At 74.1% G+C, this 19,828-nt stretch carries 19 protein-coding genes and 3 pseudogenes; 10 read left to right on the top strand and 12 right to left on the bottom strand.

Features of this window, described 5'->3' with window-relative positions; translation table 11 throughout:
• The coding region (locus tag ABD794_RS02830) for an extracellular solute-binding protein (protein ID WP_344960735.1) at positions 1–1,185 on the bottom strand (1,185 nt) is incomplete at its 3' end.
• Between the two features lie 263 nt (positions 1,186–1,448).
• Between ABD794_RS02830 and ABD794_RS02825 the strand changes: the two are divergent.
• Positions 1,449–2,854 (top strand): annotated as a pseudogene (locus ABD794_RS02825) (alpha-amylase).
• Here ABD794_RS02825 and ABD794_RS02820 read toward each other — a convergent pair.
• The 10 genes and pseudogenes from ABD794_RS02820 to ABD794_RS02775 all read right to left on the bottom strand — a co-directional run bounded on the left by ABD794_RS02820 (position 2,823) and on the right by ABD794_RS02775 (position 11,804).
• Positions 2,823–3,474 (bottom strand): annotated as a pseudogene (locus ABD794_RS02820) (TetR/AcrR family transcriptional regulator). The pseudogenes ABD794_RS02825 and ABD794_RS02820 sit on opposite strands and share 32 nt — an antisense overlap.
• Before the next feature lie 69 nt (positions 3,475–3,543).
• Positions 3,544–5,443: pseudogene (locus tag ABD794_RS02815) on the bottom strand (hypothetical protein).
• A 53-nt stretch (positions 5,444–5,496) separates the two neighbouring features.
• Positions 5,497–6,291, bottom strand: a complete 795-nt coding sequence (locus tag ABD794_RS02810) for a tyrosine-protein phosphatase (RefSeq protein ID WP_344960734.1) — start codon at positions 6,289–6,291, stop codon at positions 5,497–5,499.
• A gap of 109 nt (positions 6,292–6,400) precedes the next feature.
• The gene (locus ABD794_RS02805) at positions 6,401–6,991 is read right to left on the bottom strand and encodes a rhomboid-like protein (RefSeq protein WP_344960733.1); all 591 of its coding nucleotides are present in this window, start codon (positions 6,989–6,991) and stop codon (positions 6,401–6,403) included.
• A gap of 56 nt (positions 6,992–7,047) precedes the next feature.
• On the bottom strand, positions 7,048–7,695 hold the full coding sequence (locus ABD794_RS02800; protein ID WP_344960732.1) for a LuxR C-terminal-related transcriptional regulator: 648 nt from the start codon (positions 7,693–7,695) through the stop codon (positions 7,048–7,050).
• 84 nt (positions 7,696–7,779) lie between these two features.
• Entirely contained in the window at positions 7,780–8,226 is a 447-nt protein-coding gene (locus ABD794_RS02795; RefSeq protein ID WP_344960731.1) for a cupin domain-containing protein, read from the bottom strand.
• 13 nt (positions 8,227–8,239) lie between these two features.
• Positions 8,240–9,508: a sensor histidine kinase gene (locus ABD794_RS02790; RefSeq protein WP_344960730.1), complete on the bottom strand. Its 1,269-nt coding sequence runs from the start codon at positions 9,506–9,508 to the stop codon at positions 8,240–8,242.
• Positions 9,509–9,651: 143 nt separating this feature from the next.
• A complete protein-coding gene (locus ABD794_RS02785) occupies positions 9,652–10,191 on the bottom strand; it encodes a winged helix-turn-helix domain-containing protein (protein ID WP_344960729.1) in 540 nt (179 codons plus the stop codon).
• Between the two features lie 357 nt (positions 10,192–10,548).
• Positions 10,549–11,187: a phosphatase PAP2 family protein gene (locus tag ABD794_RS02780; protein ID WP_344960728.1), complete on the bottom strand. Its 639-nt coding sequence runs from the start codon at positions 11,185–11,187 to the stop codon at positions 10,549–10,551.
• On the bottom strand, positions 11,184–11,804 hold the full coding sequence (locus ABD794_RS02775) for a phosphatase PAP2 family protein (protein ID WP_344960727.1): 621 nt from the start codon (positions 11,802–11,804) through the stop codon (positions 11,184–11,186). Before ABD794_RS02775 ends, ABD794_RS02780 begins: the two co-directional genes overlap by 4 nt.
• A 118-nt stretch (positions 11,805–11,922) precedes the next feature.
• Between ABD794_RS02775 and ABD794_RS02770 the strand changes: the two genes are divergently transcribed.
• From ABD794_RS02770 to ABD794_RS02750, 5 genes are all read left to right on the top strand, one after another.
• Entirely contained in the window at positions 11,923–12,324 is a 402-nt protein-coding gene (locus ABD794_RS02770) for a BlaI/MecI/CopY family transcriptional regulator (protein ID WP_344960726.1), read from the top strand.
• A complete protein-coding gene (locus ABD794_RS02765) occupies positions 12,321–13,274 on the top strand; it encodes a M56 family metallopeptidase (protein ID WP_344960725.1) in 954 nt (317 codons plus the stop codon). Before ABD794_RS02770 ends, ABD794_RS02765 begins: the two co-directional genes overlap by 4 nt.
• A gap of 43 nt (positions 13,275–13,317) precedes the next feature.
• Positions 13,318–14,088 carry an SDR family oxidoreductase gene (locus ABD794_RS02760; RefSeq protein WP_344960724.1) on the top strand — a complete coding sequence of 257 codons (771 nt, stop codon included), beginning with the start codon at positions 13,318–13,320 and terminating at the stop codon, positions 14,086–14,088.
• 70 nt (positions 14,089–14,158) lie between these two features.
• The gene (locus tag ABD794_RS02755) at positions 14,159–14,914 is read left to right on the top strand and encodes a glucose 1-dehydrogenase (protein ID WP_344960723.1); all 756 of its coding nucleotides are present in this window, start codon (positions 14,159–14,161) and stop codon (positions 14,912–14,914) included.
• Positions 14,915–14,934: 20 nt separating this feature from the next.
• Positions 14,935–15,867 carry an NADP-dependent oxidoreductase gene (locus ABD794_RS02750; RefSeq protein WP_344960736.1) on the top strand — a complete coding sequence of 311 codons (933 nt, stop codon included), beginning with the start codon at positions 14,935–14,937 and terminating at the stop codon, positions 15,865–15,867.
• A gap of 10 nt (positions 15,868–15,877) precedes the next feature.
• Here ABD794_RS02750 and ABD794_RS02745 read toward each other — a convergent pair whose 3' ends face one another.
• Complete coding sequence (locus ABD794_RS02745; RefSeq protein WP_344960722.1) at positions 15,878–16,465, bottom strand: flavoprotein; 588 nt, start codon at positions 16,463–16,465, stop codon at positions 15,878–15,880.
• Between the two features lie 564 nt (positions 16,466–17,029).
• Here ABD794_RS02745 and ABD794_RS02740 point away from each other — a divergent pair.
• The 4 genes from ABD794_RS02740 to ABD794_RS02725 form a co-directional block, all read left to right on the top strand.
• Positions 17,030–17,440 (top strand): hypothetical protein, encoded by a 411-nt coding sequence (locus ABD794_RS02740; RefSeq protein WP_344960721.1) that lies wholly within the window; start codon positions 17,030–17,032, stop codon positions 17,438–17,440.
• Positions 17,371–18,648 (top strand): condensation domain-containing protein, encoded by a 1,278-nt coding sequence (locus ABD794_RS02735; protein WP_344960720.1) that lies wholly within the window; start codon positions 17,371–17,373, stop codon positions 18,646–18,648. The genes ABD794_RS02740 and ABD794_RS02735 overlap by 70 nt, the downstream gene beginning before the upstream one ends.
• Positions 18,639–19,061 (top strand): AMP-binding protein, encoded by a 423-nt coding sequence (locus ABD794_RS02730; protein ID WP_344960719.1) that lies wholly within the window; start codon positions 18,639–18,641, stop codon positions 19,059–19,061. The genes ABD794_RS02735 and ABD794_RS02730 overlap by 10 nt, the downstream gene beginning before the upstream one ends.
• Positions 19,015–19,828, top strand: an 814-nt coding sequence (locus tag ABD794_RS02725) for an AMP-binding protein (protein WP_344960717.1), incomplete at its 3' end; no start/stop codon positions are given. The genes ABD794_RS02730 and ABD794_RS02725, both read left to right, overlap by 47 nt.

Raw genomic sequence — 19,828 nt, 5'->3', positions numbered from 1 at the left:
ACCGTGAACAGGTCGCCGCCCTGCGGGATCGGCGGGCGCGGACGCGCGGTCGTCAGCGCGTCGTGGAAGGACTTGCGGACCGGGTCGGCCAGAACGTCCTTGGTGTACGCGGACGTACGCGTCGGCAGCAGCCCGAGCGCCGTCGAAAACCTCCTGCTGCCGCTGGCTGTCCGTCATGAAGCGGGTGAAGAGGTACGACGCGTCGAAGTTCTTCGTGCCCGCGTAGACGACGAGGTTGTGGCCGCCCACCGGAGCCCCCGCGACCCCGGTCGAACCGGCCGGGACCGGGGCGATGCCCAGGTTCTCCCGCTGCTTGAACGCGTCCCCGCCGAAGAGCTCCTTGGTCGCCCAGGGGCCGTCGAGCAGCATCGCGAGCTTCCCGCTCTTGAAGTCGGTCTTCAGCGCGTTGTACCCGTCCGTGCCGGCCGGCCTGGGCGCCGCGCCGGACCTGACGAGATCGACGGCCGTCTCGACTCCCTTGCGCGAGGCGGCGTCGGCGATGGTGATCCGCTTCCCCGGCACGTCGAGCATGTCGCTCTTCTCGCCGTACAGGAACGGGAGGGAGTAGTAGCTGTCCGGGCTCAGCCCGATGCCGCCCGCGCCGGTCCTCTCCTTGACCTTGCCCGCGACGTCCTTGACCTCCCGCCAGCTCGCCGGCGGCTTCTCCACCCCCGCCTTCCGCAGGAGCTCCTTGTTGTAGAGCAGCCCGAGCGTGTCCGTCACCTGGGGGACCCCGTAGGTCTTCCCCTCGTACGCGGCACCCTTGAGCGGCCCCCGGAGGAAGTCCTCCGGCCGGTCGAGGGCCGGCGTCCCGGCCAGGTCCTTGAGGTACCCGAGCTGCGCGAAGCCCGGGGTCCACCCGACGTCCGCCCGCAGCACGTCGGGCGCGCCCTTGCCGGCGGCCGCGGCCGTCTTGAACTTCTGCTGCGCCTGGTCGAACGGGACGTTGACGTAATCGACCTTGATCTTCGGGTACTTGGCCTCGAACTCCGTCACGAGCTTCCGGAAGGCGGGGGCCTCGTTGGTGGCGTCGGAGGTGTCCCACCAGGTGATGCTGCCGCTGACGCTGCCCGGGTCCTCGGCGGCCTTCTCGCCGCTGCCGCCGCCGGTTCCGTCGTTGCCGCAGGCGGTCGCGGTGAGCGCCAGCACGCCGATGGCAGCGGCGATCGATATGCCTCTTCGCATAGGGATCTCCTCGTCACGAGGGCCGGTCCTGGGGTGGGACGGCCCGGGCTGAGGAGGAAGTTAACAGGCTGCAATCTCTTGCGAAAGAGGTTGCAAGAGTTTGCTCCCCTCGCATTCGACGTCACGCAGGCCCGACGCAGTCCTGCGCCCGCCGGAGCCTGTAAGGAGTCGTGGCCGGGGTTGACCGCCACCGGAGGGGCACGTACGGTCTCGGGCGCGGCGCCGGTGCCGGATGTCCGCAAGGGCCGGGTGGGGATGGTGACATGTCCGGAGCCGCGCGCCGTGTGGTGTCGGCCGTGCTGTTGCTGCTGGCGGGCTGCCTGCTGTGGTCGCCCCCGCGGGCAACGGCCGCTCCGCCGGGCCAACGGGACGTCACCGCCGTGCTGTTCCAGTGGCGCTACGACTCCGTGGCCCGGGAGTGCGCCGCCTCCCTCGGCCCGGCGGGCTACGGCTCCGTCCAGGTCTCGCCGCCCCAGGAGCACATCGCGGGACCGCAGTGGTGGACCTCCTACCAGCCCGTCGGCTACCGGATCGCCGGACGGCTCGGTGACCGGGCCGCCTTCGCCCGGATGACGTCCGCCTGCCACCGGGCGGGGGTCAGGGTCGTCGTGGACGCCGTGCTCAACCACATGAGCGCCGGGGCGGGTACCGGCACCGGAGGCTCGGCCCACACCAAGTACGACTACCCGGGCACCTACCGGGATGCCGACTTCCACCGCTGCCGCCGCCCGATCACGGACTACCGCAACCGCGACGACGTCCAGAACTGCGAACTCCTCGGTCTGGCCGACCTGGACACCGCCAGCCCCTACGTCCGCGAGCGCCTGGCGCGCTACCTCGACGACCTGCTCGCCCTGGGTGCCGACGGCTTCCGCATCGACGGCGCGAAGCACATCGCGAGCGCCGACCTCGCGGCGGTCAAGGCGCGGACCACCCGCCCCGGGGCCTACTGGAAACAGGAGGTCATCTTCGGCGCCGTGAGGCGGTCCGCCCCGAGGAGTACCTGGACACCGGCGACGTCCAGGAATTCCGCTACGCCCGCGACCTGCGGCGCGCCCTGGAGCCCGGACACCTCGCGGAACTGCGGGACTTCGGCGAGGGGCGGGGCTATCTGCCGGGCCGCCGGGCCTCCGTCTTCGTCGACAACTGGGATACCGAGCGGGACGGCAGCACCCTCAGCCGGACATCCGGTGCCGCCTACACACTGGCCAACGTCTTCCTGCTGGCCTGGCCGTACGGCTCACCGGACATCCACTCCGGATACGCCTTCGACGACCGGGACGCGGGTCCTCCCAAGGGTGGGGTGGTGACGGCCTGTTGGGAGGAGGGGTGGACCTGTCAGCACCGATGGCCCGAGATCGCGCGCATGGTCGCGTTCCGGAACGCCGTGCGCGATGCGCCCGTCACCCATTGGTGGGACGACGGCGGCAACGCCGTGGCCTTCGGCCGCGGCGACCGGGGTTATGTCGTCCTCAACCACGGGCGGACGCCCCTCGCCCGGGAGTTCGCCACGTCGCTGCCGGCCGGCGAGCATTGCGACGTGCAGAGCGGACGGCGGGTGAAGGTCGGGCGCGACGGCCGGTTCACGGCGACGGTCGCCCCGGACACGGCGCTGGCCCTGCTCGCCACCGGGCCGGTCACAGGGTCGCCAGGGTGCTCACCGCGCTGACCGCGCCCACGAACGGGCCGTCCTCCGGTTCGTTCTCCAGAATCCGCCGCAGTACGGCGGCCATGCCGCCGTCGTGCGCCGCGCTCGCCGCCGTCAGCCCCACGAAGGCGTGAACGAGCTGCGACTCCAGCTCCGCGCGGGGAATGCCGGGCCCCCGGCCCTCGTGCCACAGCCGGGGCCGTCGTCTCCGTCAGGGAGATCCACGAGCGCAGGGCGACCTCCAGACGCGGGCCGGGGGTGCCCACGGCCAGTTCGTCGAGGAGGCGGGCGTACGCGGCCTCGCGTACGCGGCCGGTGAGGTCGGGGCTGCCGTGGAGGAGGACGGCGTAGCCGGTGGTGTCCTCCTCGGCGAAGTCGAGGAAGCGGGCGATGACGTCCAACAGGACGGTGCCGGGCGGGACTTCGCGGCGCTCGGCGAAGAGCGTCGCCAAGTCGTCGGCGGCGCGGTGCAGTACGGCCTCGTAGAGGCTCTGCTTGCCCGCGAAGTAGTGGTAGACGAGCGGACGGGAGATGCCGGCGGCGGTCGCGATGTCGTCGAGCGAGACGTTCTCGGGCGGGCGGCGGCTGAACAGGTCGAGGGCCACGGCGATCAGTTGCTCGCGTCGCCGCGCCACGTCCATGCGGCGGCGGTTCCGGGTCGCGGCGGTCATGCGGGCATCCTAAGCGGTCGCCCGCGGACGGGCGAAGGCTCACCGCAGCGGCGCCACCTTCCCCCCGTCCCGCAGGCGGCCGCTCAACTGCGCCTGCGCGCCCGCCGATGCGGGCCAGAAGGCCGTCGGTCCCGGCTCGGTGCCGTGCACGCCGCCCGTCGCCGCGATCGACGTCACGTCCTCGCTGCCCGCCGCCAGCGCGTACCAGATGCCGCCGGGGGAGCGCCACAGGCCGCCCGCCAGGGCGTGCGGGGCGCGGGGGGCCGCAGGCGGGGGAGTCCTCGGCGCGGCCGACCACCGCGGCCCGGTCCGCGGGGCGGGCGCCGGGGGCCTGGAACTGGGCGAGGACGCGGCTGCCGGTGCCGCGCCAGGTCTCGGCGCGGGTGCAGTACCAGTCGGCCGCCCCCGCCGGGCCGGGGAGCCGCTGGTGGGCGAAGTGCCAGAGGTGGACGGACCGCACGCCCTGCGAGTGCAGGGGCTGGAGCTGGCAGGCGGTGTGCGACCAGGGGGCGGGGGAGGAGGCGGCGGAGCCCGGGGCGCCGGTCGTCAGGCGGGCGGGGATCAGCTCGCCCAGGTCCGTCGCCAGGCGCGGGCCCAGCTGGAGGACGGGCCAGGCGCGGCAGTCGCCCTCCGCGGCGGGCCCGGCCACCGGGTCGGTCAGCCCGTCGGCGTTGCGGCGCAGCGGGCGCGCGGCCTGCCCCGGTACGAGCAGGTCGCGGACGGCGGACGAGGTCACCCAAGGGGCGGTCAGATAGCGGACGTTGCCGTCGGCGCGGCCGACGACGACGGCGGTCGCCGTGTCGGTGTCGGCGGCGTCCGCCCGCGCGAAGTCCAGGGCCGCCGTCGTGGAGTCGCCGCCCCGCGCCTCGGCGTAGCGGACGACGCGCAGGCCGTCGTAGAGGAGGACGACCGTCGCGGAGTCGACGTCGTCCGCGTAGAGGAGCTGGGCGGGTCCGGCGGCGGGGCCGGTGGGGGTGCCGGGCGTGGCGGTCACGTGCACCGCGTCGCCCGGGCGGGCCCAGACGGCCAGGGCCCGGCGCAGCAGCGGTGCGTCGTCGGTCCGGGAGCCGCGCGCGGGCCAGGACGCGAAGCCGGGGCGGTCGGCGCGCTTCCAGACGTCGGGCTCGGCGCGGGTCAACAGGCCGGGGTCCAGGGCCTGTTCGGCGGCGGCGTTGCGCGCGTAGGGAGGGGCGGCGGCGCCGTCCGGGCTCCCGCCGGTGAACGACAGCAGCAGCGCCCCGCACACGGCGGCCGCGACGGTGGCGACGGCGGCCGCGCGCAGGTGGCGGCGGCGTTGCATGAGGTCCGTGGGGCGGGCCTGGAGCGAACAGGGGTCGAACTCCACGGACTTGAGGAGCGTGCCCTCCCGGGAGCCGGGCGGGACGCGGACCGCCGTCGCCTCGGCGACGGCCGCCCCGGGGTCCTCGACCCCGGCGGCCTCCAGCAGCGCGCGCACCTCCCGGTCGGCGCCCAGCTCCAGGGCGCGCAGCACGAAGGCGGCCCGGGCGGGGGCGGCGAGCCGGCCGAGGGCCTGGTCCAGGGCGAGTTCGTCGGCGCCGCCGGAGCGGGGGAACAGCCGCAGGCCCCACACCTGCGGCAGCAGCGGCGGGAGTTGGCCCGGCCGGGGCCGGGCGAAGCGGGCGCGCGGCCGGGCCGCGTCGAGGGCGGCGCTCAGCACGCGGAGGCGGACGTAGGCGTACCCGGGGTCGCCGGCCGGGGCGGCCTCCCCGGCCCCGGGCCGGGTGCGCGGCAGGGCGCGCTGGACGAGGGCGTGCGCGGTCAGGACGCGGCGGTGGCGGCCGAGGGCCGGGGGGAGCACGAGGTAGCCGAGGCGGACGAGGCGGGGGTAGTGCTCGATGAGCGCGGCCTCGGCCCGGTCGATGTCGATGGCGGCGTCGAGCGCGGCACGCGGGCGGGGGGCTGTTGCTTGCTGCTCCACGTCCGTAGAACGAGTGAATGGTGCGATGGTCACCTCCGCTCGCCGACGCGCCGCTACGCCACGTAACGGGCCCTGATCCGGTTCACCGCCGCGTCCGGCACGCCCAGTCCCGCGCGGACGTACCCCTCCACGGACCCGTACAGGCGCCGCATTTCCTCCAGCGCGGCCGCCAGGTAGTCCCGGCGCACGCCGAAGAGGGCGTCGACGACGGCCGGGTCGCCGCCGGCGGCGGTGAAGCGGTCGGAGACCGGCGCGAAGGCGGCCCGGACGGCGGGGGCCACCGCGAGGTACTCCTCCTCGGCGGTCTCCTCGTCCGCGCCGAGCAGCAGCAACAGGACGGTGGCCGCCCAGCCGGTGCGGTCCTTGCCGGCGGTGCAGTGGAAGAGCAGCGGGCCGCAGTCGGGCCGGGCGAGGGTGGTCAGCAGCCGCCCGTAGGCGCGGCACGCGGCGTCGGAGGTGACGAACGCCCGGTAGGAGTCGCTCATCAGCTTCTCCGCCTTGCCGCCGCCGAGGCGTTCCTCGGCGGCGGCCGGGCTGCCGAGGAGCGAGTCGAGGCGGGCGGGCACCGGTTCGCCGGACTCCGCCACGACGTCGGCCAGGACGTCCGCGACGATCAGCCGGGCCCCCGGGGGCAGCCGGTCGGGGTGCTCGGCGCGTTCGTGCTCGGCGCGCAGGTCCACCACCGTGCGGATGCCCAGTGCGGCGACGGCCGGGTCGGCCGTGGGGTCGTGCCGGTCGAGCTGCCCGGAGCGCAGCAGCAGCCCCGGACGGACGGCGGAGTTGCCGGTGAGCGCGACGCCGCCGAGGTCGCGGAGGTTGATGATGGTCGAGGCGTCGAACTGCGGCATGCGCGCTTCTCCCTTGTCGGCCCTGGGCAAGCTCGGAGCTCGGGCAAGCTCTCGGAAGTTTTTCCGCTTTCCACTTTTATTGTGGAGAACGGTAGCCGAGGCCGCGACGTCACCGGAGGGCGAGGGTCCGTTCCCGCAGCGCGCCCAGGCCCAGGCCGAGGAGCAGGGCGGTCGGGTGCCCCGCGTCGGTGAACCCGGGGCGGCGGGTGGCCAACGGGCGGACGGCCAGGGCCAGCAGCGCCGAACAGGCCGCGATGCGCGGCCGCCCGGCGGGCAGCGACGCGGCGAGGAAGCCCGTGACGGCGTGGAAGCCGTAGCTGGTGCCGACGTCGGTCGCGGACCGGGTCCGCTGTCCGGCCCGCACGGCGCGCAGACCGCCGTACACGAGGAGCGAGGCGCCCACGTGTCCCCAGGCGAAGGCGCCCGCCGCCCACCACGCGCCGTACGCGTACTCCGTGTACCCGAGGACGGCGAGCAGCAGCAGCGCGTACCCCAGGTCCATCGGCGCCTCGACGACCAGGGCGCTGGTGACGAGGGTGTCCCACCGTCCGGCGCGCAGGTTGTCCACGTTGGTCGAGCAGCGGCGCAGGAGACGGGCGCGGCGGGCGGGGTTCAGCAGGCGGCGGGCGGCGAGGGCGCCGAGCTGGACGCCGCCGACATAGGCCGGGGCGAACCGGGGCGCGAGTGCGGTGATCGTCATCGGCCCATCATCGGACGCGCGTTGGGGCCGCGCCGGCCTCCGGGGAACGCGGTGCGTCAGCCGCGGTCGAGATAGGCGAGGACGGCCAGGACCCGGCGGTTGTCGTCGTCGGAGGGCGCGAGGCCCAGCTTGGCGAAGATGTTGGAGGTGTGCTTGGCCACGGCCCGTTCGGTGACGACGAGCCGTTCGGCGATCGCCGCGTTGGAACGGCCCTCCGCCATCAGCTCGATGACCTCCCGCTCCCGCGGGGTGAGCCGGGCCATCGGCGCGTCCTGCGAGCGCCGGGACAGCAGTTGCGAGATCACCTGGGGGTCCATCGCCGTGCCGCCGCCCGCCACCCGGCGGACGGCGTCGACGAACTGGTCGGCGTCGAAGACCCGGTCCTTGAGCAGATAGCCGACGCCGCCGCTGCCGTCGGCCAGCAGCTCCTGCGCGTAGAGCTGCTCCACGTGCTGGGAGAGCACCAGCACGGGCAGCCCGGGGGTGGCCCGCCGGGCGGCCAGGGCGCACTGCAGGCCCTCGTCGGTGAAGGACGGGGGCAGCCGGACGTCCACCACCGCGACGTCGGGCTTCAGCTCGGCCAGCGCCCGGCTCAGCTCGGGCCCGCTCTCGACGGCCGCCACGACCTCGAAGTCGTACGCCTCCAGCAACCGGACCAGCCCGTCGCGCAGCAGGAACAGGTCTTCGGCAAGGACGACACGCAACGTGGGGCTCCAGAGTGAGGAAGGCCGCGCCTTCCGCGGGCCCGGTGCCCCCATCTTCGCTCAGGTCGTCGCCCGGGCCATCGCTCAGGCCATCGCGAAGTCCGCGAAGTCGAAGCCCGGGGCGACCACGCAGCTCACCAACACCGGCTCGTTGCCCAGGGGTTCGGCGTCCTGCCAGGCGCCGCCGGGAACCAGCAGCTGCGGGCGGTCGCCGTCCTCGACGCCCGGGCCGAGGACCAGCTCCCGGGCCCCCGCCTCGTCCGGCGCGTTGCCGCCGCCGCCCAGGCGCAGCCGCAGCCGGCTGCCGCGGTGCCACAGCCACAGCTCGTCGGAGCGCACGCGGTGCCAGCGCGAGCGCTCGCCGGGGTGCAGGAGGAAGTGGATGCCGGTCGCGTACGCCCGCGGGCCCGGGTAGCCGTCCGGGACCGTGCCGCCGGACGTCCGCCATGTCTGCCGGTACCACCCGCCCTCGGGGTGCGGTTCCAGGCCGAGGAGGGATACCAGGGGGGAGATGCCGCTCGCGGAGCTCATGGCCCCGACCCTCTCATCCGGCGGCGGACGCTGCCAGGGCGCACGGGATCCCGATCGTGACGAGGGTCGGCCCGCCCGCCGGGCTGCTGATCGCCAGCAGCCCGTCGAAGGCGCCCAGCCGCCGCTCGATGCCCGGCAGCCCCGTGCCCCGCGAGGCGTCCGCGCCGCCGTGCCCGTCGTCGGACACGAGGGCGCGCAGCATCCCCTCCGTGTGGTGGAGGTCCACCCGGATCCGGGTGGCCCGTGCGTGCTTGACGGCGTTGGTGAGCACCTCGCTGACCGCGAAGTAGGCGGCGGACTCGACCGGTTCGGGGGCCCGGCCCGGCAGGTCCACCGTCACCTCGACCGGCAGCGGCATGCGCAGCGCCAGCGCCCGCACCGCGTCGCCCAGGCCGCGCTCGGCGAGGACCGGCGGGTGGATGCCGCGGACCAGGTCCCGCAGTTCGGTCAGCGCCTCGGCGGAGTCGGCGCGGGCGGCGGCGAGCAGCCGCTTGGCCCGCGCCGGGTCCTTCTCGACGAGCGCCTCGATCGTGCCCAGGCTCATGCCCATGGCCACCAGCCGGGCCTGGGCGCCGTCGTGCAGGTCGCGCTCGATGCGCCGGAGTTCGGCGGCGGAGTGGTCGACCGCGTCCTCCCGGGTCTCCGTCAGCCGCCGGACGCGCAGTTCGAGCTCGCGCTCGTGGTCGGGGTGGAGGAACTGCCGGGCGAGGACGGCGTTGGCGCGCAGCAGGCGCGGGGCGGTGAGGACGCCGAGGCCGGCGAAGACCGCGCCCAGGCAGGCCGCCAGGTTGGCGCTGGTCTGGCCGGTGATGTGGATGAACGCGAACCACTCGTTGCCGCCGGCGTCGACGATCGGCTTCCACACACCGCAGGCCAGCACGATGCCCCACGGGAAGTAGAGGAAGAAGACGGGCGGCAGGATCGCGAGGACGAAGCCCGCGGTCATGTCCGCCAGCAGCCACAGGAGGTCGCGCCAGGTCGCCTTGTCCTTCAGCAGCGCCGCACACCGCTCGGCCTGCCCCACGAGCCCGCCGCGCTCCGGAACCGGCCGGTACGGGACGGGGATGGAGACGCCGGACCACTCCATGGCGTACAGCCGGCGCCGGTTGGCGTAGGCCCGTACGGCCCGGACGGCGTGGGGCGTGGTGAGGACGCCGATGCCCGCCGGGACGAGGGCGATGGAGCAGACGGCGAGGGTGAACAGGAGGATCGAGGAGACCAGCCCCCAGAGCGCGAGCCGCAACGATCTCTCGGCGGCCTTGAGTGCTGTACCGATCCTCATGCTGTGCTCGCTCCCGATGCGCTGTTCCGGGAACGGTTCCCCCGGGCCTGCACCCCAGTCTGCTGGCTGTTTCCGGCCAGGTCACGGGGTGTGGCCCGAGGGCGGGGGGTGTACGTAGGTACACCCCCGGCGGTCGGCGGGGGTCAGCTGCCGGACGGGGGCGCGTACTTGTAGCCGACGCGGCGCACGGTCACGATCGACCTGCGGTGCTCCGCGCCCATCTTGCGGCGGAGCCGGGCGACATGGACGTCGACGGTGCGCCCGTCGCCCACGTGACCGTAGCCCCACACGGTCGTCACCAGCTGGTCGCGGGTGTGCACCCGGTGCGGATGCGCCACGAGGTGGGCCAGCAGCTCGAACTCCAGATATGTCAGGTCCAGCAGCCGCCCGGCGATCCGGGCGGTGCGCTGCTCGGGGTCGATGCTCACCAGCGCGTCCCCGCGGCCGGCGGCCGCCGCGGCGGCCGGGGCCGGCTGCTCGGCCGGTACGAGGACCAGGTAGCCGACCATCGGCGGCTGGCCGGGCAGGGACGGCAGGGAGTGCTGGGGTGCGGGCAGCCAGGTGGCCCCGGGGTGCAGCAGATCGGCGACCGGGGGCACCTCGTCGGGGGCGACGGCTCGCAGCCGCTGGCGCTGTGCCGGGACGCCGGCGACGGGGGTGGTCAGCGTATGCAGGTTCGTCATGGAGAGCTCAGCTCTTTCGCGCGGGGGGACGCCGAATTAAGGACGTGCGGTGCGCGGGCCGTTGGCCGGTATCGGTACCGGCGGCTGACTTCGACGTAAGGGGTCAGCGGAAGAGAGGGGCCTGCGCGGGACTACACGCGCGACAACACACTCGGTCGAAGTCGTGATGCTGGCGGGAAGGCCAGAATGGCTCAAGGTCGTTGCGACCCATCACGGTGTTCTGGTGGCTGGCCATGCGCCTATTGAAGCATGGCGTGCGCCGGGGCAGCAGACCCTTTCCCGCATGTGACCAGGACCGTCCGGATATTGGACTCCCGGGGGCCGGGCCCGGCCCCCGGCGGGCGGTCCGGTCCGGGCTCAGCGCCCCGCCCGCGCGGCCCGCGACCGCAGCCCCGCCCCCGCCCACGCGCACCCGCCCAGCCACGCCACCGCGAACGCCCACCCCGCCACCACGTCCGTCAGCCAGTGCACCCCGAGGTACACCCGGGTCAGGCCGACCGACACCGCCCAGCAGACGACGACGGCCACGACGGGCCAACGCTCCCGCGAGGAGACCCGTACCGCGACCGCCGTCGCGAGCAGTCCCGCCGCGATCGCCGTCGTCGTCGCGTGCCCGGACGGGAACGAGAAGCCCGAGGCGTGCGTCGCCCAGTCCGCCGCCGGCGGGCGCGGGCGGGCCGCGAGGGCCAGGACCAGGCGGCGCAGGCCCTGCCCGCAGGCCAGGACGGCCACGGCGCCGGCCGCGTACGCGAGGCGCCGCCGCACCAGCAGGCCCGCCGCCGCGGCGACCGCGTAGGGGACGACTCCGGTCCCGGTCGCGGTCAGCGCCCGGGCCGCGGACACCGCGACGTCGGGCCGGTGCGCCAGCGCCCAGGCGTGCGCCGCCGCGTCGGGGGCGAGCGCCCTCCAGCCGCCGTGCGCGACGGCCGCGGTCACCACCGCGAAGCCGAGCAGCCCGGCCAGGGTCAACAGGGGAGGCGCCGTACGGGAGTTCACGCGGACGTCAGCAGGGGCCGCAGCGGCGTCGCCGCCAGCCGGCGCGCCACCGCCCCGGAGAACCGGCGCACCGGCACCGCGAGGGCGGACGCGCTCAGCGCGCCCACCGCGAGGCCGGCGGCCACGTCGTGCGGGTAGTGGACGCCGACCCACACCCGGGAGGCCGCCATCGCCAGGGCCGCCACCGCCGCGAGGAGGCCCAGCCGCCGGGAGACGCACCACACCGCGACCGCCGCCGCGGCGGCCAGTGCCGCGTGGTTGCTGGGGAAGGACCAGTCGCCGGGGGCCGGGCAGGCCTCCAGGGCGACGGTGTGCAGGGTCCGGCAGGGGCGGTCCTCGCGCACCACGGCCTTCACCAGGTCGTCGGCCGCGAAGGCCAGGACGACGATCAGCGGCGCGGCCAGCGCCGGCACCGCCGCGCGGGGCCCCCGGGCGCGGGCGCGCCACCACGCCACCGCCATCAGCACGGCGAACAGCGCCAGTCCGTATGCCGACCACGCGGTGACGAGGGAGTCCAGCCAGCCGGGAGAACGGCGGGCCAGGTCCACCACGTCCGTGTAGACGGAGCCGTCGACGCCGGAGCCGTCGAGGGCGAGGGCGGTGGGGGGTGCGGTCACGGGCGAGGTCCCTTCGTCGGGGTTCGTCGGGGGAGGGGGAGGCGTGACGGGCCGGCCGACTACAATCGTGTAGACGGTCTACGGCACTGTAGACGACGAAGGGAGAAGGAGGGTTCCCGTGAGCGGCGAGCAGGACGGCAGGCAGGACGGGCGGCGACCGGCGGGCGAACTGGAGGCCGGCGTCATGGCTGCGTTGTGGGCCGCCGGGGAGCCGATGGTCCCCGAGCGGGTGCGGCGCGCCCTGGACCCGGAGCCGGCCCGCACCACCGTCGCGACGATCCTGTCCCGCCTGCACGAGAAGGGCCTCGTCGGCCGGGAGCGGTCCGGCCGCGGCTACGCCTACTTCCCCGTCCGGGACGTCCAGGACGCCCAGGGCCTGACCGCCCGCCGCATGCACCGCGAACTGGAGCGGGACAGCGACCGCGGGACCGTCCTGGCCCGCTTCGTGGACCAGCTCGGCGCGGACGACGAACGCCTGCTGCGGGAGCTGCTCGAAGCGGGCGGGCAGGACGGCCGGTGATCACCCTGCTGCTGGTGCCGCTGCTGGCGCCCTGCGCCATGCCCCTGCTGGCCCGGCACGCCGTCGCGCGGCTGGCCCCCGGCGCCGCGCTGCGGGTGCTGACCCTCACCGTCCTGGTGCTGGCCGGCTCCTCGCTGGCCGCGCTCGGGACGCTCGTCCTGACGGGGCTGCTCCGGCTGCCGGTCTTCGCCGCGCTGGAGAAGCTCGTCCACCCGCTGGACGCGAACCCCGCCGCGCTGCCGCTGGCCGCACCGGCCGCCGGGATGCTCGCCGTCTGCGCCTGGCAGTTGGCGCGCTCCGCGCTGCGCCAGGCCGGCGGGCTGCGCTCGGCCCGGCGCAGCGCGGACGCGCGGCCCGCGGCCGGCGACCTCTGCGTGATCGACAGCCCCGGCCCGGACGCCTACGCGCTGCCCGGCCGGCCGGGCCGGATCGTGGTCACCACCGGCATGCTCCGCAGCCTCGGCCCGGCCGAACGCGAGGCGCTCTTCGCCCACGAGCGCGCCCATCTCGCCGGTCGCCACCATCTCCACCTCCTCGTGGCCGAGCTCGCGGCCCACTGCCACCCGGGCCTGCGCCCGGCCCGGGCCGCCGTCCGGCTGGCCGTCGAGCGCACGGCCGACGAGGCGGCCGCCGCCGTCACCGGCGACCGGCGGCTGACGGCCCGGGCCATCGGCCGCGCCGCCCTGGCCGCGAGCGCGGCCCGCACCACTCGCCCGGCCGGCGCCCCGGCCGCCACCTCCGGCCCGGTGCCGCAGCGCGTCGCGGCCCTCCTCGCCCCGCCGCACCGCCCGCACCGCCTCGCGCCGCTGCTCGGCGGGCTGCTCATGCTGTGCGCGGGCCTGTCCCTGGCCGCCGCCGGGGCGGGGGCGATCAGCCTCCACGAGCGGATCGAGATCGCCCAGGGCGAGGGCCCGGCCGCTGCGCATGCGGGGGGTACGGGATCCCCATAGCGTGGGAAACGGCGCATTCCCTCGTACCCCTGGAGGTACCGCCATGGCCGCGCACACGCTCAAGGCTCGTACTCTCAAGGACAAGGTCGTCGTCATCGGGGGCGCGTCGAGGAACCTCGGCAGCCTGATCGCGAAGGAGCTCGCGGCGGACGGGGCCAAGGTCGTCGTCCACTACAACAGCGACTCCTCCCGGGACAAGGCCGAGCAGACCGCCGCGGACGTCCGGAAGGCGGGCGGCGAGGCGGTCACGCACCAGGGGGACCTGACGAAGGTCGCCGAGGTGGAGAAGCTCTTCGACGCCGCGGTACGGGAGTTCGGCCGGGTCGACTGCATGGTGAACACCGCGGGCATGGTCATCAAGAAGCCGATGACCGAGACCACGGAGGAGGAGTTCGACAGGATGTTCGCCGTCAACACCAAGGCGGCGTACTTCATGATGCGCGAGGCCGCCAAGCGGCTGGAGGACGGCGGGAAGATCGTCACCATCGTCACCTCGCTGCTCGCCGCGTACACCGGCCTCTACTCCGTCTACGCCGGCAGCAAGGCCCCCGTCGAGCACTTCACCCGGGCCCTGTCCAAGGAGCTCTTCGGCCGCCGGATCTCGGTCAACAACATCGCCCCCGGGCCCATGGACACCCCGTTCTTCTATCCGGCCGAGACCGACGACTCCGTCGCCTACCACAAGTCGTCCGCGATGAACGGCGAGCTGACGAAGATCGAGGACATCGCCCCGTACGTCAAGTTCCTCCTGACGGACGGCTGGTGGCTCAACGGGCAGACGCTCTTCATCAACGGCGGGTACACGACGCGCTGAAACTGGTGGTGACAGACCCAGGTTCAGTACGCACTGCCAACGGCCCGGCCCCCGGCCGAAGATCGTCGGCATGGAGCGATTCACCGACAAGACAGCCCTGATCACCGGCGGCACCAGCGGCATCGGCCTCGCCGCCGCCCGCCGCCTCCTCGACGAGGGCGCGCACGTGGCCATCACCGGCCGGGACGACGCGCGGCTCGCGGCGGCCGCGAAGGAACTGGGCGGGGAGCGTGTGCTCACCGTCCGCGCCGACGCCGCCGTCCCCGCCGAACTCGACGCGCTGATGCGGGAGGTGGAGTCCTGGCGCGGCGGCCTGGACACCGTCTTCGCCAACGCCGGCGTCGGGACCTTCAAGCCGGGCGCCGAGCTCACCGAGGACGACGTCGACCACACCCTCGCGGTCAACTTCAAGGGCGTCTTCCACACCGTCCAGAAGGCCGTGCCGCTGCTGCGCCCCGGCGGGTCCGTCGTCATCAACGCGTCCTGGACGCTGCACCGGGGGCTGGCGGCCGCGTCCGTCTACGCCGCGAGCAAGGCCGCCGTGCACAACCTGGCACGCACCCTGGGCACGGAACTGGCCCCCCGCGGCATCCGCGTCAACTCCGTCAGCCCCGGCTACATCGACACCCCGATGTACCGGGAGGTCAACCCGGACCCCGCCACGGAGGCGGTGGTCGCCGCCCAGATTCCGCTGGGCAGGCTGGGCGGTTCCGCGGAGGTGGCCGCGGCGGTGGCGTTCCTCGCGTCGGACGACGCGGCGTACATCAGCGGCCAGGACCTGATCGTCGACGGCGGGCTCGTCGGCTCGGCCCCCCTGGGCCTGTGAGGGGACCGGCAGGCCGGGTGATGCGCGCGATCGGCCAGGACGCCTTCGGCGGGCCGGAGGTGCTCAAGGAGGTCCGGCTGCCCGTTCCGGTGCCCGGCCCCGGCCAGGTGCTGGTCCGGGTGCGCGCGGCGGGCCTCAACCCCACCGACTGGAAGCACCGGGCGGGCCCCGCCTTCCTCGGCGAACCGCCGTTCGTTCTGGGCTGGGACGTCTCCGGCGTCGTCGAGGAGACGGGCCTGGGCGTCACCGTCCACCGGCCGGGCGACGAGGTCTTCGGCATGCTCCCGCACCCGTACGGTGCGGGGGCGCACGCCGAGTACGCCGTCGGCCCCGCCCGGGCGTTCGTCCGCAAGCCGGACGGCATCGGCCATGTGCAGGCGGGCGCCCTGCCGCTCGCCGCCCTGACCGCCTGGCAGGCCCTGGTGGACGTGGCCCGACTCGCCCCCGGGCAGCGGGTGTTGATCCACGCGGCCGCGGGCGGGGTCGGCCATCTGGCCGTGCAGATCGCCAAGGCGCGCGGGGCGTATGTGATCGGCACGGCGAGTGCCGCCCGGCACCCGTTCCTCCGCCGGCTCGGCGCCGACCTCGTGATCGACTACCGCACGACGGACTTCGCCACGGCGGTCCGCGACGTGGACGTCGTTCTCGACACCGTCGGCGGCGACTACCGCGAGCGCTCCCTGCGCACGCTGCGCCGCGGCGGCACCCTGGTCTCCCTCCAGCCGTACGGACAGCGTGAACTGGCCGAGGAGGCGGAACCGTTCGGCGTCCGCGCGGAGGTGATGATCGTCGAGTCCGACCACGCGGGAATGGCCGCGATCACCCGGCTCGTCGCGGACGGAAAGCTGCGCGCGGAGATCGCGGGCACCTTTCCGCTCGCCGACGCGGCGCGGGCGCACGCGGCGGGGGAGACCGGGCGCACCGTGGGAAAGCTGGTGATGACCGTGGACTGAAAAGGAATTCCTACGCGGTCCGCGATTTCTCCAGCAATTCGCCGACGATTTCGGCGACTTTCGCGGGCGACGGCATCGTCGGATGGTGCGTGGTCAGGCCGGAGTGAATGTCGAAGGAATCGTGCCAGTCCGGCTCGGGAATGTGGTGCCCGTCCTCGCGGATCTGTGCCACATTCCGCTGCACGGCCGCCTTGTTCCACATGGGCCCGCCCATGGAGGGGAAGAAGACGACCGGGAAATTCGAGGCCAGGACGACCGTCGCGATGCGATTGGGGGCGGCGCCCGTCGCGGCGGCGGAGAGGATGTTCGCGGTGGCCGGCAGGACGACCAGGATGTCGTGGTCGGCGACGAGCCGGGAGGGCTTGTCCGTCGGCCAGTCCGACGGCGCCTCGCCGTGGACGACGCGCTCGGCCGAGAGCCGCACGGTGTCCGGCGGGATGAACGAGGTCGCGGTGTGGGACATCAGCACGGTGTAGGTGCCGCCGAGCCGGCCGCGGAGTTCGTCGAGGTAGGAGGGCAACGCCGTCACGGCCACGGACCCGGTGGCGCCGATGAGGACGCGCGGACCGCCTGACGGTACGTCAGTCGCATTTAACATAACTGCAATGATGCACGGAGCCACGAGCCTGTTCAACCGTTTGTCAGGGCTTTTCAGTTGAGGCGTCCGGCACCCGCGGGCAGCGGGTGCCGGACGCCTCGTCCGTTGCGGACCTACCCCGTCGCGCCCGCCGGTCAAACACCTCGATCACCAGGTCAACTGCACCGCCATAAAGAAAACTTGGGGTATCTGAAAACGTGCCTTGGGGGCCTTCTTCCGGCCATCGCGTCAAGTGGGCGGGGATTTTCGGCGAGTTCGCGATGCTCTCGCTGCGTGATCTTGTCAACGCGGTTTGTTGCAACTACGATACGAACACATGAAGTGATCTCGCCCGACCCACGGGCCGGTTCACCGCGGGAGCACCACGAAGGCGCAGGCGGCCGTCGCCGCCGGGAGCGCCGCCGTTCCATGGGCAGCCGCCCGAGCCATCCACACGCACCCGCCCGCCGCACCGGCACCGGCCTGCGCACGCAACGTCACGTGAAACGCCACGCAATGCGAAGCACCAGAGAGGCACGGGGACTTTGATGATGGAAGACCTTCTTGTCGAGTTACGGAATCGTCGTGTCAACCTTCGCCCGAACGGCGATCGCCTCGGCATCGAGGCTCCTGACGACGCCCCTGACGCCCCGGTTGAGCGCGGCCGTCGCCGAGCACCACGACCGGCTGGCCGCCCTCCTCGCGGGCAGGCCGCACCCGGCGAACCTCCCCGCCGTCGAGCCCGAACCGGGCCTGCGCAACGACCCGTTCCCGCTGACCGACATCCAGCACGCCTACCTCATCGGCCGCACCAAGGGCCTCGAACTCGGCGGGGTGTCCAGCCACTACTACTTCGAGTTCGACGGCACCGGCCTGGACGTGCCCCGCCTCTCGGCGGCCCTCAGAAGGTCGTCGAGAGGCACGACATGCTCCGCGCGGTGGTCCAGCCCGGCGGAAAGCAGCGGGTGCTGGAGCAGGTCCCGCCGTACGAGATAGCCGCCGAGGACCTCCGCGGCAGAAGCGACGGCGAGCAGGCCGAGGCCCTCGACCGCGTCCGCGGCGAACTCGCCGACCAGGTGCTGCCCACCGAGGAGTGGCCGCCGTTCGACATCCGCGCCTCGCTCCTCGACGAGGACCGCGTCCGGCTGCACCTGAGCATGGACCTCCTCTTCGTCGACGTCCGCAGCCTGTTCGTCGTCCTCGACGAGTGGCGCCGCTTCTACGACGACCCCTCCTGGACGCCCGAGCCGCTCGAACTCACCTTCCGGGACTACGTCCTGGCCGAGCAGGCCCTGGAGTCCGAGGCCCTCGGCAAGCGGTCCGCCGACTACTGGCTGTCCCGCGTGGACGAGCTGTCCCCCGGCCCCGACCTGCCCATCGGCACGGCCCCCGAGCGCCTGGGCCGGCCCACCTTCACCCGGCGCCGCGCGGCCCTCGCGCCCGAGCGCTGGGCCGCGCTGTCGGACGCGGCCCACCGCCACGGCCTGACCCCCAACAACCTGCTGCTGGCCGCCTACGCGGAGGTGCTGCGCACCTGGTCCAGGCGGCAGGAGTTCACGCTCACCCTCACCCAGCTCCACCGCCTGCCGCTGCACCCGCAGGCGCAGCGGATCGTCGGCGACTTCCTCTCGCCCGGCCTGCTCACCGTCGGCGGCACCGCCGAGGAGTCCTTCGCCGAGCGCGCCGCCGGCGTCCAGCGCCAACTCCTCGCGGACCTGGCCCACTCGGCGTTCGGCGGCATCCGCGTGCTGCGCGAGCTCACCCGCCGCCAGGGCGACGGGCGCAACGTCTCGATGCCCGTCGTCTTCTCCAGCATGCTGGGCGCGGACGGCGACGCGGCGACCGCCGACGCCCCTGCGGCTCTTCGGCGACGTGGCGTACGGCATCAGCCAGACCCCCCAGGTCTGGCTGGAGAAACCAGGTCACGGAGGAGAACGGCGAGCTCGTCCTCAACTGGAACGCCGTGGACGGCCTGTTCCCCGAGGGCACGCTGGACGCCATGTTCGACGCCTACACCACGCTCCTCGACCGGCTCGTCGAGGACGGGACGGTGTGGTCGGCCACCGGCGGAATCGTTCCGCTGCCGGCCGCGCAGACCGCCGAGCGCGAGCTCGCCAACGCCACGGCCCAGGACATCCCGCCGGCCCTGCTGCACGAGCTCGTCGGCGAGGCCGCCCGTCGCGCCCCCGACGCGGTGGCCGTGATCTCCGGCGGCACCGAGACCACGTACCGCGAGCTGACCGAGGACGCGCACCGCCTCGCCCGGCGGCTGCGCGACGTCTGCGGTGCCGAGCCCAACACGATGATCGCGGTCTCGATGCGGCCGGGCCCCGGCCAGATCTCCGCCCTGCTGGGCGTCCAGCACGCGGGCGCCGCCTACGTCGCCATCGACCCCGAACTGCCCGAGCAGCGGCGGCTGAAGCTGCTGGGCCAGTGCAAGGCCGGGGCCGTCGTCACGGAGGCCGGGCTGCGGGAGACGCTGACCTGGCCGGACGGACTGGAGATCGTCACCGCCGACGACCCGGAGACCCGCGGCTACGGGAGCGAGCCCGTCGCCGGGCGTGCAGGGCGTGGACGACCTCGCCTACGTGATCTTCACCTCCGGCTCCACCGGTGAGCCCAAGGGCGTGATGATCTCGCACCGGAACGCCTCCAACACCGTCCAGGACATCAACCGCCGGTTCGGCGTGGGCCCGGGCGACCGCGTGCTGGCGCTGGCCCCCACCGGCTTCGACCTGTCGGTGTACGACATCTTCGGCATCCTCGGCGCGGGCGGCGCGATCGTCGTCCCCGAGCCCAAGCGGGCCAACGACCCCGCGCACTGGACCGAGTTGATCGACCGGTACGGGGTCACCGTCTGGGACAGCGTGCCCGCGCCGATGCGCATGTGGGTCGAGACGCTGACCGAGGCCGCCCCCGGCAGCGGGGCGAGCCTGCGCCTCGCCCTGCTCAGCGGCGACTGGATCCCGCTGGACCTGCCCGTCCGGCTCCGCGAGCACCTCCCGAACCTCAGGGCGATCAGCCTCGGCGGTGCCACGGAGGGCTCGATCTGGTCGATCCACTACCCGATCGGCGAGGTCTCGGCCGACTGGTCGAGCATCCCCTACGGCAAGCCGCTGGCCAACCAGTCCTTCCACGTCCTCAACGAGTGGCTGGAACCGTGCCCCACCGGGGTGACCGGAGAGCTCTACATCGGCGGCACGGGTGTCGCCCAGGGCTACTGGGCCGACCCGGTCCGCACGGCGGAACGATTCATCACCCACCCCGCCACCGGCGAACGGCTCTACCGCACCGGCGACCTGGGCCGCTACCAGCCCGGCGGGAACATCGAGATCCTCGGCCGCACCGACTTCCAGGTGAAGATCAACGGCTACCGGGTCGAGC

The sequence above is a fragment of the Streptomyces thioluteus genome (assembly GCF_039535865.1).
This window is presented reverse-complemented; position numbering and strand designations above follow the sequence as displayed.

Excerpts from the sequence above, each read along its gene's own strand:
- ABD794_RS02810 (WP_344960734.1), bottom strand. The coding sequence starts at position 6,291 with ATGCCGCAGTTCGACGCCTCGACCATCATCAACCTCCGCGACCTCGGC.
- ABD794_RS02805 (WP_344960733.1), bottom strand. The coding sequence starts at position 6,991 with ATGACGATCACCGCACTCGCGCCCCGGTTCGCCCCGGCCTATGTCGGC.
- ABD794_RS02795 (WP_344960731.1), bottom strand. The coding sequence starts at position 8,226 with ATGAGCTCCGCGAGCGGCATCTCCCCCCTGGTATCCCTCCTCGGCCTG.
- ABD794_RS02790 (WP_344960730.1), bottom strand. The coding sequence starts at position 9,508 with ATGAGGATCGGTACAGCACTCAAGGCCGCCGAGAGATCGTTGCGGCTC.
- ABD794_RS02785 (WP_344960729.1), bottom strand. The coding sequence starts at position 10,191 with ATGACGAACCTGCATACGCTGACCACCCCCGTCGCCGGCGTCCCGGCA.
- ABD794_RS02760 (WP_344960724.1), top strand. The coding sequence starts at position 13,318 with ATGGCCGCGCACACGCTCAAGGCTCGTACTCTCAAGGACAAGGTCGTC.
- ABD794_RS02755 (WP_344960723.1), top strand. The coding sequence starts at position 14,159 with ATGGAGCGATTCACCGACAAGACAGCCCTGATCACCGGCGGCACCAGC.
- ABD794_RS02750 (WP_344960736.1), top strand. The coding sequence starts at position 14,935 with ATGCGCGCGATCGGCCAGGACGCCTTCGGCGGGCCGGAGGTGCTCAAG.
- ABD794_RS02745 (WP_344960722.1), bottom strand. The coding sequence starts at position 16,465 with ATGTTAAATGCGACTGACGTACCGTCAGGCGGTCCGCGCGTCCTCATC.
- ABD794_RS02735 (WP_344960720.1), top strand. The coding sequence starts at position 17,371 with ATGCTCCGCGCGGTGGTCCAGCCCGGCGGAAAGCAGCGGGTGCTGGAG.